Below are 16,756 nucleotides of genomic sequence, written 5' to 3'. Positions count from 1 at the left end.
CCTGCAATGCACATCGAGCACCGACAGCCGAGGGGCCGCCATGTCCACGACCGAACCGCTGCCCGCCGCGGAGGCGGCTCCGCCGCTCGCCGGCGTTCCCGACGTACCGGCGGACGTCCTCGCCGAGCTGCGCAGCACATGGCTGCCGCGGCCCGAGCCGGACAGCGCGGGCCGTGCGGAGCGCCACCGCCTGGCCGAAGCCGCCCGCCGCCTGATCGAGGCGGTCAAGCTGGTCGACCCGGAAGGCGACGCGGACGCTCTCGGCAGCGTAGCTGACGAGGTATCAGATTTGGCAGCCCGGATCGCCGCGCTGCCGAGTGTGGAACAGCGCACACCGTCGTTCGAGGACCTCCAGCTGCACGAGCGCAGCCCGTTCGTGGGCGCCGCGAACCCGCTCGCGCCGCCCATGGAGCTGGAGGCCGACGGGCCGGTGGTGCGCGCCCACGCGGTCTTCGGCGCGGCCTACGAAGGTCCGATGGGCCGCGTGCACGGCGGCTATGTGGCTGCCGCGTTCGACGAGGTGATGGGCGTCGCCCAGTCCGGCGCCGGGGCGCTGGGCATGACGGCGTACCTCACGGTGCGCATGAAGCGCGGCACACCGCTCCACCAGCGGATCGACTACGAGGCCGAGGTGGTCCGCGTCGAGGGCCGCAAGGCATGGGTGGAGGCCCGCTCGTACGCCGACGGCGTGCTGGTGGCCGACGGCGAGGGGCTGTTCATCCGGGCCCGGGCCGTCTGACGCACCGTCCGGACACGCCGGAAGCCCGGCCGCGGAGGATCCGCGGCCGGGCACCCGGCAGAACGCCGGACTACTTGACGCTCACCCGGTCGAACAGGATCAGGCCGTCCTCGAACAGCTGGATCCCCTCGACCTTGCCGCGCTTGCCCTGGATGGCGGCGGCGAAGCCCTTCTCGTACGACCAGAACGGCAGGTCGTTCACGATCGCCTGCTGCACGATCGCGTACTGCGCCTTGCGCTCGTTCTCGTCCGTCGTCGCGCGCGCCTTGTCGAGCGCGGCGTCCACGGCCGGGTTGTTGTACCCGGTGCGGTTCTCGGCGCCCTTCGAGTACAGCAGGTTGTAGAGCACCGGCTCCGGGTCGTCGAAGAACGCGTTGAACTCGGCGGCCTGGAAGTCCTTGGAGATCATGACCTTGCTCGCGTACGCCGAGCCGTCCAGGAACTCCGTGTTCATCTTGATGTTCTTCATGCCGCGGGTCTGGGCCTGCCAGTACTCCGCCGACGCCTTCGCGGCCGCGCTGCTGTTCGTGGTGTAGGTGAACTCCAGCGGCTTGCCCGCGGCGGCCAGCTCGTCGAGGAGCTTCTGCGCCTCTTCCTTGTTCTGCTTCGGCATCGTCGCCGACGGGTCGACGAACGGCGAGGTCGGCGCGAAGAAGGTGGTCAGCGTCTGGCCGGCGCCCGCCGGGCCCTGGATGACCTTGTTGCGGTCCCCGCCGTCCATGATCAGGACGTAGGCGCGGCGCGCCCGCGGGTCGTCGAACGGCGGACGGTCGGTCTTGAACATGGTCATGAAGCCGCCGTTTTTGTCGTCGTAGGCGACCGTCAGGCCCTTTTCACGGGCCTCGTTGACCATCTTGAAGTTGATCGTGGTGACCAGGTCGCCCTGGCCGCTGACCAGCGAGTTCAGCCGCTGGGTCTGGTCCATGACCGGCTTCAGCGTGACCGAGTTCAGCAGCGGGCGGTCCTTGTTCCAGTACGCGGTGTTGCGCTCCAGCGTGAGCGCGTTGTCGCGCACCCAGGACTTGACCTTGAACGGCCCGGCGCCGACCGGCTTGGCCGAGAAGCCCTTCGGGTCCGCCTTGATCGCGGTCGGCGAGCCGACGAACGCGAGGTTGTGCGCCACGAGCTGGTCGAAGTGCGGGTTCGGGGCGGGCAGCGTGACCTTGAGGTTCGTCGGGTCGACGACCTCGAACTTGAGGTCCTTCGCGGCCACCGCGGCGACCGAGCGGACGGCCGGGTCCTGGTGCCGCTCCCAGTTGAACTTGAGGGCTTCGGCGTCCAGCGGCGTGCCGTCGGTGAAGGTCACGTTCGGACGCAGCTTGATGTTCCAGACCGAGCCGCCGTCGGAGGCGGTGGCGGACTCGGCGAGCTGCGGCTGGACCTTGCCGGTCTTCGGGTCGATGTAGAACAGGACGTCGAAGACCGCGGCGGCCTGGGTGCCGCCGTTGACCGAGGACACCGTGGAGATGGCCGGGTCGATGCCGCGGGTCTCCTGCGTGATGAGCACGGTCAGGTCACCGCCGGTGCCCGCGCCGCCGGGAGCGGCGCTGCCGTTGCTCGACTTGTCGCTTTTCTTGTCGTCGCCTCCGCATGCCGTGGCCGTGAGGGCCAGCGCCGCGGCACCGGCGACCGCGGCAATCAAGCGGGGGTAACGGAGTCGTTCGTGACGCAAAACTGCTCCTGGCGCTACCGGGGTGGTGGATCCGGTCAAGCTAGCAGCGGATTGGAGACAATCTGACGCATCGTCATATAACGATTTCGCGTCATAAACATTTGCTTCGCAGGGGTTGACCGTTTACCAACCGGCCGGTGGCCAATCCGACCGGCGGGCGGCGGCGGAGACCGACAAGAGGTCCGGTCCACCGGCGCCGAATTGGCCCGGGACAAAGCGCCCACCCCGGATTAGGGTCCGGCCGTGCCCGAAACGCGTGGAAGAGCCGTCGGAACCGTCGCAACTCCGGGAGGCGAAGAACGCCGCGGCCTGTGGCTGGGCGTCGCCGCCTACGTCATGTGGGGCCTGTTCCCGCTCTACTGGCCGCATCTCAAGCCCGCGGGCGCGGTGGAGATCCTCGCCCACCGCATGGTGTGGTCGCTCGTGTTCATGCTGCTGGTGCTGGCCGTGCTGCGCCGCTGGTCGTGGATCCGCGTGCTCCTGCGCGACCGGGCGCGGCTGGCGAAGATCGTCGTGGCCGGCATCGTCATCACGGCCAACTGGGGCCTGTACATCTGGGGCGTCAACAGCCACCAGGTCGTGGAGACCTCGCTCGGCTACTTCATCAACCCGCTCGCGTTCATCGCGATCGGCGTGCTCGTGCTCGGCGAACGGTTGCGCAACGCCCAGTGGGTCGCGGTCGGCCTCGGCGTCGCGGCGGTGGTCGTGCTGACCGTCGCCTACGGCCGCCTGCCGTGGCTGGCGCTCGTGCTGGCCACCAGCTTCACCATCTACGGCTACGTCAAGAAGACCGTCGGCCTGGCCCCCACCGAATCGCTGACCGCCGAGACCGCGGTCATGTTCCTGCCGACCGCGGGCTACCTCGCCTACCTGTCCTGGACCGGCGAAGGAACCCTCGGCACCGTCTCGGTCGGGCACACGCTGCTGCTGCTCGGCACCGGCATCGTGACCGCGATCCCGCTGCTGTGCTTCGGCGCGGCCACCGTGCGCGTCCCGCTGTCCACCATCGGGATGCTCCAATACCTGGGCCCGATCCTGCAGTTCTCGGTCGGCGTGTGGATCGACCACGAGGAGATGCCCGGGTCGCGCTGGGCGGGCTTCGGCCTGATCTGGGGCGCGCTGGTGGTGCTGAGCGCCGACGCGCTGCGGCAGTCCCGTCAGACCAGGCGGGCCCTCGCCCGGTCGGCCGCGGTCCCGGCGGCATCGCTCCCGGCCGACACGGTCGCCGTCAACCCGATCGCGGTCAACCCCGTCGCCGTCAACCCGATCGCGGTCGCCCCAGTCGCGGCCGAGCCCGTCGCGGAGGCCCCGGTCCGGCCGGAGCCGGAACCGGAGCCCACCGTCTGACGTCCGGTCAGCCGCGGTCGAGCAGGTCGAGCACGTGCCCGCGCCCGTGCTCGGCGAACCGCGCCTCCAGCGCGGCCACGTCCGCCGCGGTCAGCGGCTGGTAGGCGCCGTCCTTGCCGGGCCGCCACCACACCGGGTCGCCCGCCGGGTACCACGCTTGGCGGGACAGCACGCGGACCAGCACCTTGTTCGTCTGGGTGTGCGGCAGTTCGGTGGCGACGCGCACGTACCGCGGCTGCCACGTCGGCGACAGGTCCGGCTGCGCGGCCTGCCACGCAGCGAACTCGGCCGGATCGAACGCGGCGTCCTCGCGGAGCACGACCGCGGCCATCGCCTGGTCGCCCGCCGCCTCGTCGGGCACGCCGTAGAGCGACACCAGCACCACGTCGGGGTGCCGGGCGAGGATGCGCGCGACCGGCGCGGAGCCGAAGTTCTCGCCGCCGACCCGCACCCACTCGCCGCTGCGGCCCGCGAAGAACACCAGGCCCGCGGCGTCCCGGTAGGCCAGGTCGCCGCTCCAGTACCAGCCTTCGCGCAGCCGCTCGGCGGTCGCCGCGGCGTTGTTCCAGTAGCCCTCGAACGAGCCCGCGCCGTCCAGGTTGACCAGTTCGCCGACGGCCTCGTCGGCGTTGAGCAGTCGTCCCGCGTCGTCGAACCGCCCGGGCGGGCACTCGCGGCGTGTCTCCGGGTCGAGGATCTTGATGTTGCCGCTCGGCTTGCCGAGCGCGCCCGGGGGCATGCCGGGCACCGGCACGAACGACAGGCCGCCTTCGGTGGACCCGAACCCGTCACGCACGACGCAGCCGAAGCGCTTCGCGAACCGCTCGACGTCCTGCGGGCCGCCCTCGTTGCCGAAGACCCGGGTGAGCGGGTTGTCGGCGTCGTCGGGCTGCTCGGGGGTGGCGAGGATGTAGGACAGCGGCTTGCCGACGTAGTTGGCGTAGGTCACGCCGTACTTCCGCACGTCCGGCAGGAAGCCCGACGCGGAGAACCGCCGCCGCAGCACGAGTTCGGCCCCGGACGCGACCGTCGGCGTCCAGCACGTGATCATCGCGTTCGAGTGGAACAGCGGCATCGCGCAGTATGCGACGTCCTCGCCGGTCAGCTCGTGCATCGCCACCACGCTGCCGCCCTGCGTGGCGATCTTCCCCTGCGAGCAGATGACCGCCTTCGGGTGACCCGTGGTGCCCGAGGTCAGGATGAGCATGAAGGGGTCGTCGGTGGCCGGGACGGTGTCCGGGAGTTCGGCGCCCGCATAGGGCTCCAGGCCTTCCGCCCACGCGGCGTCGTCGACGTTGAACATGCGGTCCGCCGGGAAGTCCGGCACCGCTTCGCGCAGCTGCGCGAGGTGGGCGTCCCCGGTGATGAGCACCGTGCAGCCGGTGTGCTGGATGTCGCGGGCCAGCTCGGCGCCCTGCCGGGTCGGGTTCAGGCCGACCACGACCGCGCCGGACACCGCCGCGGACGCCAGCAGGAAGGAGAACTCCGGAACGTTCTCGAGCAGGATGCCTATGTGGAACGGCTGCCCGTCGGCGCGGAACTTCTCCAGGAACGCCGCGCGCTCCGCGGACAGCTTGACGTGCTCGTCCCACGTCCACACCCTGTCGCCGGCCCGGACGCCCGGGGACGTGTCCCCGACGCGGCGCCGCACCAGGTCGTTCATCGTGACGGACCACCGGCCGGCCATGCGCAACTCCCTCGAACCAGAACCCTCGTGCAACTCCGTGGAACCCTCGTGCCGGGACGCAACGTAGCTTGAAGGGGGGCAACGCGGAAGATCGAAGGGTGCACGCGGGCGGTTCGGGCGCGGCATGAAATCCGTCCGAAAGCGGCATGAATGCATCAGGCACCACCGCACGGAAGCACCAGGGAAAACCCGCGGAAACCCATGGATGACCTCGGGAGGTCGCCGTGCCCCGGCTCTCCGTACCCCTCGCCCGCACCCTTGCCCGCCGCGTCCTGCGGCCCGTCCTCAGACCCGGCGTCCCGGTCCCCGCGCAGCGCGCGTGGGTGGCCGCGATGGGCGGCCCGCTGCCGCCCGGCACCCGCACCGAACGCTGCGCGCCGGGCGGTGTCCCGGCCCTGCGGATCACGGTCGGCCCGGCAGCGCCGACCCGCGTGATGCTCTACCTGCACGGCGGCGGCTACGTCGTCGGCTCGTCGCGCTCGCACCGTGCCTTCGCCGCCCACCTCGCCGCCGCCACCCGCTCGGTCGTCTACGCCCTCGACTACCGCCGCGCTCCCGAACACCCCCACCCGGCCGCGCTCGACGACACCGCCAACGCCTGGCACCGGCTCGCCGACCGGACGCCGGCCGACACCCCGATGATCCTCACCGGCGACTCCGCGGGCGGCGGACTCGCCCTGACCACGGCACTCGGCTTGCGCGGCGGCAAGGCCCGCGCCCCGGACGCCCTGGTCCTCGTCTCCCCGTGGCTGGATCCGCTGCGTCCCTGGCCGTTCGAGCCGCGCTACCACCGCGACCCGGTGCTGCGCACCGGATGGCTGTCCCGCTGCGCGGCCGCCTACGCGCCCGGCGGGGACCGCGACGCCCTCTCCCCCGCCCGCGGCGCCGACCTGTCCGGTCTGCCGCCGACGATCGTGCAGAACGGCACCGACGACATCCTCGCCCCGGAGGGCGCGGCGTTCGCGGAACGGGCGCGCGAGTTCGGCGCCGCCGTCGAGCACACCGAGTACCCGGATCTGTGGCACGTGTTCCAGGTGATGGCCGGAATGCTCCCCGCCGCCGACGAAGCCCTGCACGATCTCGGCAAGAGCCTCGACGCGGTGCTGCCCCGGTAGGACACGCCCTGGCTCAGGCGCCGTCCGGTGCGGTCAGCGCCATCACCGTGTCGTCGGCCACGACGCAGACCCGGCCGGATTCGGCGGCCGGGTCGACCATCGTGAAGGTGCCGTACAGCGCCGGACGGTGCCAGCGTTCGCGGCCGTCGGCGCGGTCCAGGGCGACGAGCGCCGGGTCGCCGTGGCAGCGCACGTAGACCAGGTCGTCGTCGACGGTGACCGCGAGCGAGCGGTCGAGCTGACCGCCCACCGGGTCGACGATGCGGCGCGGCGGCTCGCTCACCCAGCGCACCGCCCGGCCGACCAGGTCGATGGCGTACACCTTGCCGGTCTCGTTGCGCAGATATGCCTCGTCGCCGGACGGGGCGACGGTGACGCCGGCGGCGCCGTGCCACGGCAGCGTCCACTTCCCGCCGTCGAGCACGGCCCGGAACCGGTCGTGGCGGCCGTCGCCGCCGACCACGTAGAGCACGCCGTCGTCGTCCAGGAACGCCGCCTCGCCCGGGGCCGCTTCGCGGACCCGGAGGCCGTCGGCGGCGGAGTGCACGACGTACTGCGCCAAATCCGCGGTGTCCGGCCGGAATCGGCCGCACGCGACGTGGTTGCGGCCGACCGCGACGACGATCGAGTCGCCGGTCGCGTCCTCCCACGCCACCGTGCCGGTCACCGGATCGAGCGCGCGCACGGGTTCGCGCCGGTCGCCGCTCAGGTACACCGCGCCCGCGCCGTCGCGGGTGAACGTGGTGCGGCGCGGTTCCCGGCGGTTCCACAGGAGTTCGCCGGTCTCGGCGGCCAGCCCGAACAGTTCGCTGTGCCCGCCCACCGCGACGAGCACGCCGGCGGTCGGCCGGTAGACGCTGTGCATACGGAACGCGCGTTCGGCGCGGGCCAGGCGGCCGGTGCTGCGCGCCCACAGGCCGCGCACCGCGGCGACATCGGTGCGCCAGATCTCGCGCCCGGTCGCGGCGTCCACCAGGGCCACGCGCGTGCCCTGCGTGCAGCACACCCGGCCTTCGAACGGTGCCGCGGGCAGGTACCACCCGGGCTTCGACCAGCGCACGTCGCCGGTGCGCAGGTCCATCGCGGTGACTTCCTCACCGCCCGCGAAGACCAGGCCGTCGGACACGTAGAGGGCCTGCACGCCCGGGATGTCGTGGCGCCACAGGGTCCGCGCGCGGGCCAACGGACGCGGAGCGGCGGCCGGGACAACGGGTGCTTCCGGCGGGCCGGCCTTCACCGCCTTCACCGCCTTCGCCGCCTTCACCGCAACGGCGGGGGTGGCGGTCTGCTGCGCGGGGATCCGCGGTGCACCCGACGGCACGGATGCGCGCTCCGCGAGCGCGGCGGCGCGCAGCGGGTCCCACACCGCGGGGCGGTGGGCGGCGACGGCGTGGGCGAGTTCGCGCGGGAGTAAGCCGCGGATGGTGGTGTGCTGGGGCCGGAGTTCGCGGGCGACCCGGGCGGCCGAGGGGCGGTCCGCGGGATCGGGAGCGAGCAGGGCCCGGATCGTCCGGGCGGCGGATTCCGGCAGCGCGTCGGCGTCGTCGCGCCCGGTGGGCAGCCGTCCGCGGGCGCACAGGACGAGCAGGGCGCCGAGCGCGTGCAGGTCGGCCGCGATCGTCCCGTCGGCGCCTTCCGGTGCCGCGTATACGCCGCGCGCGACGGGTGTGCCCGCCCCGAGCAGCCCGATGAGTCCGCCGTCGACGAGCCGGACGGTGCGCGAGGTGACCAGCACGTTGTTGGCGGTCACCCCGCCGTGCGCGATGCCCGCGGCGTGCATCGCGGCGAGCCGGGTGGCGGTCTGCGCGCCGATCTGGGTGACCAGGGCGGCGTCCAACGGAGCGCCGAGCGCAATGAGTTCGGTCAGGGTGGCGCCCGGGATGTAGTGCCGGACGTACCACGGCCACGGTTCGGTGTCCCACTGCACGATGCGGCCGCCGCGCAGGTTGCGGACCCGGGAGAGTTCGGCCATCACCCCCCCGAACCGGGCCGCGATGTCCGGGTCGGCGCGCAGCAGTTGCGGGTGGAGCACCTTCGCGGCGAGCATCCGGTCGGCGGAGGCGCGCGCCGCATAGACCCGCCCGAACCCGCCGGAACCGAGCACGCCGACCACCGTGTGGTCGCCCAACCGCCGCGGATCCCCCGGCTCCAGGTCTCGCATGCGAGAAGACGCTAGCCCAAACGCTCGGAAGTCACATCCGTCTCCGGCAAGGAACCACCGTTTCCCGACACGATCCCAGGTTCCGCGACGGAATCCGGAGTTTTGCGTTCCGAGTCGGCCGACGCGGCGTCGGCAAACGGGATTTCGGCGGCCGAAGCGGGAACCGTGCCGCGCAACCCGGGTGCCAGGGCGAGTGTGACGCCGACCGACGCGGCCGCGACGATCGTCATGGCCGCCGCCGGCGACGTCACCTGCGCGATCCCGCCCGCGATCGCGGCCCCGACGCCCTGCATGGCGAGCATGCCGGAGCTGTGCAGGCCGAGCGCCTGCCCGCTCATGCCGGACGGGGTGAGTGCCATGAGGCGTTCGGTGAGCAGCAGCGAGGCGGCGTAGCCGACCGAGGCGAGCACGACCAGCACCGCGGCGAGCGGCAGCGGCGGGCGGAACACGAAGACGAGGTACGGCGCGGCCAGCAGGAGCCGCAGCCCGGGCCCGAGCCGCTCACGCAGGCGCGGCACGACGAACCGCCCGCACAGGGTGTCCCCGACGAGCATGCCGGCCGCGGCGCAGGCGAACAGGATGCCGGCGTGGTCGGGGGCGTAGGGCACGTAGAGCGCCTCGGCGCCGACGACGAGGCCGTTCGGCACCCACAGCGCCAGGAAGACGTAGCGCCGCGGTACGGACGCCCACAGGACGCGGTTGACCCGCCAGGTCTCGCGTGCCGACGGCCGTCCGGCGGCGCGCGGCGGGCGGGCGCTCAGCCCGAACCACGCGGCCGCGGCCGCCACCGCGTCCAGGCCTGCGCCGGTCAGCAGCGCGCCGCGCGGCGACAGCGCCACGACGAGCATGCCGCCCACCGCGAAGCCGCCGATCTGCGCGGCGCCGTTGGCCATGTTGAGGACCGAGCGGCCGAGGAGGAAGCCGTCGGGCGGGAGGATTTCGTTGAGCAGCCCGTAGCGGACGCCGCCGCCGAGGGCGGCGACCGGGCCGACGGCGAGCAGGATCGCGAACATCGCCCACACCGGCATCCCGGGCAGCGCCTGGAGTGCGGACGCGGCACCGAACAGCAGCGCGAGCCCGGTCGTGGCGGCGCGCGGCGGCACCCGGTCGGCCGCGGACAGCAGCAGCGTCGCGCCGAGGACCTGCATGATCGACGCGCCGAACATGCTGAGGGCGGACAGCAGCGGCGATCCCGTCGCGTCGTAGACCAGCGTGGCCAACCCCAGGTCGGCGACGACCATGGCGACACCGTGCGCGCCGGACGCCACCAACAGCGGCGTGAATTCGGGGGTTCGGAAGAGTTCTCGGTAGGTACGCACGGAGTCGAGTTTCCGGCGGGGTCCGTGACCCGGGTTACAGTTTCGCGGAGACGCGAAACAACCACCCGTGCGGGGAGGCCGCCGTGGGCTTCTGGAAGGTCAACGCCGACACCCTCGCCGGCAGCCGCTTCGCCGTCTCGCCGCTCGCCGAGACCAACGCCGCCCTGCGGACGCTGGCCGGCATCAACTGCACGCAGGGCGGTATCGAGCGGTGGGTGGCGACGCACCGCCCCGCCTTCCTCCGGCGCCTGGCCGACGATCCCCTCACCGAACGCCTGCTGCGCGCCGCGACCGCGCCCCGGTGGACGGCGGACTTCTTCGGCCCGCGGCCGCCGACGACGGCCGAGCCGACGTTCGCCGCCGAACTCGCCGTGTTGCGCGCCACCCCGCCCGAGACCGTGTGGCACGACCTGGAAGTGACCCTGCACGGCCCTCTCCCGGCCGAGTTGCGCGGACGCACCGATCTCGCCGACCGCGCCGCCGACTTGTTCGCCTGGGTATGGCGGGAGGCCGTGCTGCCCACCTGGGAGCGGCGCCGCCGCATCCTCACCGCGGACATCGTGGCCCGCACCACGCAACTGACCCAGGGCGGTTGGGCGGCGGCCCTCAGCGGCATGAAGCCCGGCATCCGCTGGCTGGGCGACGGACGCCTGCAGATCAATACCTACGACTACCCGCCGCGCGACATCTCCGGAGCCGAACTCTCGTTCCTGCCCGTGACGTTCCATACCAGCCACGTCGCCTGGGACGAGCCGCACCGGTACGCCGTCATCTACCCGTGCTCCGGCCTCCTCGCCGAGACCGGCACGGTCCGCGCCGCGGCCCCGCTCCGCCGCCTGCTCGGCCCGGCGCGCGCCGACGTGCTGGTCCTGCTCGGCACGCCGCTGAGCACCACCCACCTGGTGGAGCTGACCGGGCAACCGCTCGGCTCGGTCGGCCGGCACCTCAAGCTGCTGCGCGAGGCCGGGCTGGCGAACCGGCGCCGGGCGGGACGCTCGGTGCTGTACTACCGGACGGCTCTCGGCGACGCGCTCGCCCAACCCCACACCCGGGACTGACCGTTCGGCCGGGGGTTCGTCGGGATCGCTCTTCCCGCCCGGTTTTCATTCGGTGCGCAGCACCTCGAAGCCGACCAGGCCCTCGGCCGGCTCGCCCTGCACCTCCACGCGCCGCACCACCGCCCCCGGCGGACCTTGGCGGGCCCACGCCAGCATGCGGTCCACGGCCTTGCCGTCGCCCTCGAACACCGCCTCGACCCGGTCGTCCGGCAGGTTCCGCACCCACCCGGCCACCCCGGCCGCGGCCGCCTCGCGCGCACACGTCACGCGGAAATACACACCTTGGACAAGGCCGGAAACGAGCACGCGGACGCGGCGGATGTCGGTCACACGAGGCACTCTGCCCGACCGGCACGCCGCCACGCCTCCCGACGCGAAACTCCGCCGATCAGCGGAACGCTTCCCGCTGCCCGGTGATGCTTCCCACCCGCCCGGACACGGTGGTCGGGCGCTAGCATCTGAACCGCTTGACGTGATCAACCGACCGGCGTTGCAGGCACGTTCCTGCTTGGCGCGAAACGGGGGCAACACCCATGCCGGAATCCGCGTTCGACCGTACGCCGGAGCAGCAGGCCCTGATCCAGGGCTGGACCCCTCCGGAGATCGACACCACCAAGCCGCATTCGGCGCGCATGTACGACTACTTCCTCGGCGGCAAAACGAACTTCCCCGTCGACCGGGAAGCCGCCGAGAAGACGCTCGCCGTCGTCCCCAACGCCCGCACGGCCGCACGCGCCAACCGGGCCTTCCTGCTCCGCGCCGTCGACCACGTCGCCCGGCTCGGCATCCGGCAGTTCCTCGACGTCGGTACGGGCATTCCCGTCGAAGGCCGCAACACCCACGACGCCGCGCAGGCGGTGGCCCCCGAGTCGCGGGTGGTGTACGTCGACAACGACCCGATCGTCCTCGCGCACGCCCGGGCGCTGCTGTCCGGCCACACCGACGGGGTCACCGCCTACATCGCCGCCGACGTGCACGACCCGGACGCGATCCTCGCGCACCCGTCGCTCACCGAAACCCTCGACCTGGGCCGTCCGCTCGCCCTCATGACGCTGGCGATCTTCCACTTCGTCCCGGACGAGGACAAGCCGTCCGACATCCTGGGCCGACTGACCGACCGCCTGCCGTCCGGCAGTTGCCTGATCCTGTCGCACCTCACCGCGGACTTCGACCCGGTCGCGAACGACTCCGGCGCCGCGGTCTACCGCAAGTCCGGCATCCCGATGCAGCTGCGCAGCCGCGCCGAGGTCGAGGCCCTGGTCCCCGCGGGCTGGGAACTGCTCGACCCGGGCGTCGAGGTGGTGTCCCACTGGAAGCCGGAGCCCGGGTCCGCACTCCCGGACCCGGGCACCATCGGGTGCTACGGCTTGGTGGCGCGCAAGCCCTGACCCGTTCTCCCGCTACGCGGCCATGGGCTGCGGCCCCGGCCGCGGCCCCATCGCGTTGCGGCGCTTGGGCGGGCTGAGGCGCACCATGCGGCGTGTGCCCCAGACCCGGTCGTAGGCGTAGGTCGCGTGGATGCCCGCCTTGAGGGCCAACTGCCGGGCCTTCGACCAGCCGAGGATCGCACCCATGCGGTCCATCACGGCCAGGCTGACGTCCCGGTTGACCTTGATCTCGGCGAGCGCGGTCTTCTCCAGCGCGCCGCGAATCGCCGCGGGGTCCTGCCCGTTGCCGGAGAGCCGCAGCAACTCCTCGTGGCAGTAGGCGAGGTGGTTCTCCTCGTCGTCGCAGATCATGCGGATGCCGCGGCCGATGACCGGGTCGTCGCCGAGATAGCGGCGCAGCAGCCGCATATCCTCGGCGGCCCGCTGCTCGGTGACGCGGCTGTGCACGAGGTACTCGACGATGTCCGCTTCCGTCATCCGCTCGTCGCGGCGCAGCCGTTCGTGAGCAAGGCCGATGCCTTGGCGTTCGAGCAGCATGCAGTAGTCGGCCTCGGGCGGGACGTCGACCGGGTCGAGCCCGCGGCGCCGCAGCATCGAGGCGAAGATCCGCCCGTGCTTGTCCTCGTCGGCCCCGTGCCGGGCCACCTTGGGGGCCAACTCGGGATCGTCCACCAGCGCGGCGATCCGGGCGTTCTCCCAACCGCCTTGGCTCTCGCCCTTGGCGGCAATACTGCAGAACAGCGCGAACGCCCGATCGTCCCGGTGGATCTCTTGCAGAATGTCGCGTGCCGAAAGCATGGCAACGGCCCTCCGATACAAGCAGGAGGAAAACTGACCCGTTGATCCACGGTAGCCGCGGGCGCGGTGATCGTCCTGTCGAGCCGGACGGGGTCAAGCGCCACCGGGCCGCCGCGGAGGTGTCTCCGCGGCGGCCCGGGGCTGTGCATGTGCGGCGTGATCGGCCGGTGGAACGGCGTCAGGGGGCGACCGAGGTCCAGCCGTCGAAGCCACTGGGGTCGTGGCGGCCGAAGGTGCCGTGTTCGAAGATGCCGACGCCTTCGGCTTCGGTGCCGTCGGGGCCTTCGAGGCGTGCGGTTGCGACGTGGTCGATCACGGAGTATGCGCTGCGGCGGGCGACCGCCTCGTCGGCCTGGTCGTAGACCGCGCCTTCGAGGTATTTGTCGCCCTTCCACAGGCCGTGGTTCCAGTCCGGGTCGCCGCCGTAGCCGGCCCCGACGTTGAGGGCGATGTAGCCGTGGTTGTCGAGGTGCAGGCGCAGGGGGCGGCGCTGCCGGTCGGTGAGGTGCAGGGTGGCGCCGACCGGGCGGCGGGTGCCGGAGGCGTAGCGGACCTCGAATTCGGGCCAGCCGAGCTGCTCGGGCTTGCGGCCGTCGGCGAAGACCCGGATGGCTTCGTTGAGGAAGCGCTGCCCGTCGGCGTTCTCCTGGGCGATGACCATGAGTGCCTGGTCGCCGAGGTCGATCGGGATCCAGTTCCACCAGAAGCCCTCGGAGGCCGCGGGACGCCCGTCCGGGACGGCTTCGCCCGACGGGCGGATGCCCCACGACCGGTCACGGGACCCGCCCCAGCCCTCGTGGGTGAGCGTCAGCTCCTCGCCGTCCAGCCGGATGGTGCCGGTCCAGCGGCCTATCTGCACGAAGCGCGAGGCGTCGAGGATCGTCTTGTGGGCGCTGCGCTGGATGTGCCGCGGCTCAGCGATCGGCTCGAACGGGGATTCGAAGACGACATCCATCTCGATGCCCTGTTCGGGCGCGTCGCAGACCACGCGCAGCTTGCGCAGCGGCTCGAGCACCTCGATGCGGTACGGCCCGACCTCCTGCACCATGCGGTCCGGCCCGAGCGCGCCGGACGTGCGGACGGCGTGCTGCTTGCCGTCCTTGCGGACCACCACGTAGGCGTCCACCACCCCGAGGTTGGGGTACACGCCGAACCCGGTCGCCACCTGCACCGAGCCGTCGCGGGTGTACGCGTGGTAGATGCAGCGGTCGTAGAAGTTGCGGTCGCTGGTGCCGACTTCGCTCATGAAGAGCGGCACTTGGTGGATCGGGTACTCGTCGAGCGGGCTGGGCACCGGCACGGACGGCCTCCTGCGAAGTTCATGGCGTGCTGGCCTGCGAGTCTCACCCGGGCATTTGACCAAGTCAAGTGGTCCGGGTGTGCAGTCCGGGTGTGCAGTCCGGCCGGTTCAGCCGGCGGCTTCGCCGCCGTCCTCGGGCGCCTGCTCGGCGTCCACCGCCTTGGCGATGCGCGAGGCGACGATGACCGCCGTGCCGAGCATCGTGCCGCGGTACCCGGCGAACAGCTTGTTCGCCCACGGCACCGCCCAGCGCCCCCGCTCCGCGACGTTCTCCACCCGGTACTCCACCCACGCCGCGCCACCCCGCTCGTGGATCCGGTACGTGCCGCGGTACCACCAGTCGCCGGCCATGACCGCGGTGCGCGCCGCCTCGTCCACGTCGACGTGCAGCACGCGGGTATCCCCCGACCACGCCTCGAAGCGGGTCGGCCCGCCGGTGAGCCGAAGGCCGCGGCCGGGCAGGAACAGCGCATTCGACTCCGTCGCGGGCCCGGCCCCGGCGCGGGTGAGCGCGCGGCCGGCCGCGTCCACGGACGCGCGCAAGGGGACGGAGACCGGGCCGGGCAGACGAAACACGAGAGGTCCTCCTGAGGTTCGTCGTGCCCGGTATCCCAGCCCGGTCCGGGCCCATGGTCAAGCCCCGCGCGCGATCGATCAGTTCGCGGCGACCCGGGGGCGCTCCACCGCGGCTTCCCGCGGGGCCGCCGCCGCGGGGCCGGACGTCCGCACCAGCAGGATCACCAGCACGCCCGCGGCGAGCCCCACCAGGCCGCAGACCGTGACCGCCGTGTCCAGGCCGGACGCGAACGCCGACTCCGAAGCCGCGCGGCCCGCGGCACCCGGCGCCACCCGTCCGCCCGCGAGCGCCTCGGCCGCCGCACCCGGGCGCGCGAGCCCCGCGCCGTCCAGCATCGACTCGGCCTTGTCGCGGAACAGCACACCCGTCACCGCCACCCCGAACGCGAAGCCGAGCTGCCGGAACGTGTTGACCGCGCCGCCGGCCATCCCGGCCTGTGCGGGCGGCACCGTGCCGAGGACCGCCCCGGCCAGCGACGGCGCGCCCAGCCCGACGCCGATGCCGGTGACCAGCAGGCCCGGGACGAGCGCCGTCCAGTCCGACCCGGCATCCACGCGGCTCAGCAGCAGCACCCCGGCGCCGATGAACAGCAGTCCCCCGCCGATGATCCAGCGCGGCGAAACCCCGTGCAGCAGCCGTCCGGACAGCGCCGACACCACGAACGCCACCACCGCCAGCGGCGACAGCATCAGCCCGGCCTGCACCGCCCCGTGGTCGAGCACGCCCTGCAACCACACCGAGGCGAGCGCCACCCAGCCGAACGCGGCGAACTGCATGGCCATGCCGCCGACGAGGATTCCGGTGAAGGAACGGTTGGCGAGCAGCCGGAGGTCCAGCATCGGCGCCGCCGAGCGGCTCTCGACGACGCAGAACGCCACGACGGCAAGGGCCGATGCGGCGACCGCCGCCCACACGCCGCGGTCCGACCAGCCGTGGCCGCCCGCGCGGATCAGGGCGTAGGTGGCCGCACCCGCGGCGACGGTGAACGCCGCCGCGCCGGGGACGTCGACGCGCGCGTCGCGCTTGCCGTACGACTCGCGCAGCATCCGCCCGGCCAGGAACAGCGTCACCGCGCCCGCGGGCAGGTTGACGAGGAAGATCGCGCGCCAGCCCACGTGTTCGGTCAGCAGCCCGCCGAGAATCGGCCCGAGCGCGGCCGACGCGCCGGATACCGCACCCCACACGCCGAAGGCGATGCCGCGGTCCCGGCCCTGGTACGCGTCGCCCAGCAGCGCGATCGCGGTCGCCAGCATGGCCGCGCCGCCGACGCCTTGCAGCACGCGGGCACCGACCAGCGTCCCGGTGCCCGGGGCCAGGCCGCACAGCAGCGAGGCGGCGGTGAACAGCACGAGTCCGACGAGGTACACGCGTTTGCGCCCGACGATGTCGGCCAGCGCACCGGCGCCGAGCAGGAGCGCGGCGAGGGCCAACGCGTAGCCGTCCATGACCCATTGCAGGTCGGCATAGCTCGACCCGTTGGCGCGGCCTATCTCGGGCAGCGCGACGATCACGATGGTCGTATCGATGAGCAGCATGAACGCGCCGAGGGAGACGGCGATGAGCGGACCCCATTTGCGCATGACGGAGGTGTCCTT

The 16,756-nt window shown here is 72.6% G+C and carries 14 protein-coding genes; 5 read left to right on the top strand and 9 right to left on the bottom strand.

The window, feature by feature from the left end:
• The first annotated feature begins 40 nt into the window (after positions 1 to 40).
• Complete coding sequence (locus ABEA93_RS01715) at positions 41 to 739, top strand: PaaI family thioesterase (protein ID WP_345673400.1); 699 nt, start codon at positions 41 to 43, stop codon at positions 737 to 739.
• 70 nt (positions 740 to 809) lie between these two features.
• Here ABEA93_RS01715 and ABEA93_RS01710 read toward each other — a convergent pair whose 3' ends face one another.
• A complete protein-coding gene (locus tag ABEA93_RS01710) occupies positions 810 to 2,411 on the bottom strand; it encodes an ABC transporter substrate-binding protein (protein ID WP_345673399.1) in 1,602 nt (533 codons plus the stop codon).
• 336 nt (positions 2,412 to 2,747) lie between these two features.
• Here ABEA93_RS01710 and rarD point away from each other — a divergent pair, with 336 nt between their 5' ends.
• Positions 2,748 to 3,758 carry an EamA family transporter RarD gene (gene rarD / locus ABEA93_RS01705; protein WP_425584778.1) on the top strand — a complete coding sequence of 337 codons (1,011 nt, stop codon included), beginning with the start codon at positions 2,748 to 2,750 and terminating at the stop codon, positions 3,756 to 3,758.
• 7 nt (positions 3,759 to 3,765) lie between these two features.
• Here rarD and ABEA93_RS01700 read toward each other — a convergent pair whose 3' ends face one another.
• Positions 3,766 to 5,445 (bottom strand): long-chain-fatty-acid--CoA ligase, encoded by a 1,680-nt coding sequence (locus ABEA93_RS01700; protein WP_345673397.1) that lies wholly within the window; start codon positions 5,443 to 5,445, stop codon positions 3,766 to 3,768.
• Between the two features lie 224 nt (positions 5,446 to 5,669).
• On the opposite strand from ABEA93_RS01700, the gene ABEA93_RS01695 reads away from it, so the two are divergent.
• Entirely contained in the window at positions 5,670 to 6,560 is an 891-nt protein-coding gene (locus ABEA93_RS01695) for an alpha/beta hydrolase (RefSeq protein ID WP_345673396.1), read from the top strand.
• A gap of 13 nt (positions 6,561 to 6,573) precedes the next feature.
• On the opposite strand, the gene ABEA93_RS01690 is transcribed toward ABEA93_RS01695, so the two are convergent.
• Entirely contained in the window at positions 6,574 to 8,721 is a 2,148-nt protein-coding gene (locus ABEA93_RS01690) for an outer membrane protein assembly factor BamB family protein (RefSeq protein ID WP_345673395.1), read from the bottom strand.
• 11 nt (positions 8,722 to 8,732) lie between these two features.
• Entirely contained in the window at positions 8,733 to 10,040 is a 1,308-nt protein-coding gene (locus ABEA93_RS01685) for an MFS transporter (RefSeq protein WP_345673394.1), read from the bottom strand.
• A gap of 83 nt (positions 10,041 to 10,123) precedes the next feature.
• Between ABEA93_RS01685 and ABEA93_RS01680 the strand changes: the two genes are divergently transcribed.
• Positions 10,124 to 11,098, top strand: a complete 975-nt coding sequence (locus tag ABEA93_RS01680; protein WP_345673393.1) for an ArsR/SmtB family transcription factor — start codon at positions 10,124 to 10,126, stop codon at positions 11,096 to 11,098.
• A gap of 45 nt (positions 11,099 to 11,143) precedes the next feature.
• Here ABEA93_RS01680 and ABEA93_RS01675 read toward each other — a convergent pair whose 3' ends face one another.
• Entirely contained in the window at positions 11,144 to 11,428 is a 285-nt protein-coding gene (locus tag ABEA93_RS01675; protein ID WP_345673392.1) for an acylphosphatase, read from the bottom strand.
• Positions 11,429 to 11,631: 203 nt separating this feature from the next.
• On the opposite strand from ABEA93_RS01675, the gene ABEA93_RS01670 reads away from it, so the two are divergent.
• Positions 11,632 to 12,486, top strand: a complete 855-nt coding sequence (locus tag ABEA93_RS01670) for an SAM-dependent methyltransferase (protein WP_345673391.1) — start codon at positions 11,632 to 11,634, stop codon at positions 12,484 to 12,486.
• Positions 12,487 to 12,498: 12 nt separating this feature from the next.
• On the opposite strand, the gene ABEA93_RS01665 is transcribed toward ABEA93_RS01670, so the two are convergent.
• The 4 genes from ABEA93_RS01665 to ABEA93_RS01650 form a co-directional block, all read right to left on the bottom strand.
• Positions 12,499 to 13,284, bottom strand: a complete 786-nt coding sequence (locus ABEA93_RS01665) for a ferritin-like domain-containing protein (RefSeq protein ID WP_345673390.1) — start codon at positions 13,282 to 13,284, stop codon at positions 12,499 to 12,501.
• A gap of 178 nt (positions 13,285 to 13,462) precedes the next feature.
• Positions 13,463 to 14,584, bottom strand: a complete 1,122-nt coding sequence (locus ABEA93_RS01660) for an Rv3169 family protein (RefSeq protein ID WP_345673389.1) — start codon at positions 14,582 to 14,584, stop codon at positions 13,463 to 13,465.
• Between the two features lie 108 nt (positions 14,585 to 14,692).
• The gene (locus tag ABEA93_RS01655) at positions 14,693 to 15,160 is read right to left on the bottom strand and encodes a hypothetical protein (protein ID WP_345673388.1); all 468 of its coding nucleotides are present in this window, start codon (positions 15,158 to 15,160) and stop codon (positions 14,693 to 14,695) included.
• Positions 15,161 to 15,238: 78 nt separating this feature from the next.
• Positions 15,239 to 16,741, bottom strand: coding sequence for an MFS transporter (locus ABEA93_RS01650; protein ID WP_345673387.1), 1,503 nt, complete (start codon positions 16,739 to 16,741; stop codon positions 15,239 to 15,241).
• Positions 16,742 to 16,756: the final 15 nt, after the last annotated feature.

Source organism: Yinghuangia aomiensis (assembly GCF_039542225.1).
Classification (GTDB): domain Bacteria; phylum Actinomycetota; class Actinomycetes; order Streptomycetales; family Streptomycetaceae; genus Yinghuangia; species Yinghuangia aomiensis.
Note: the sequence above shows the minus strand (reverse complement) of the source record. Positions and strands in the feature narration are given on the sequence as shown.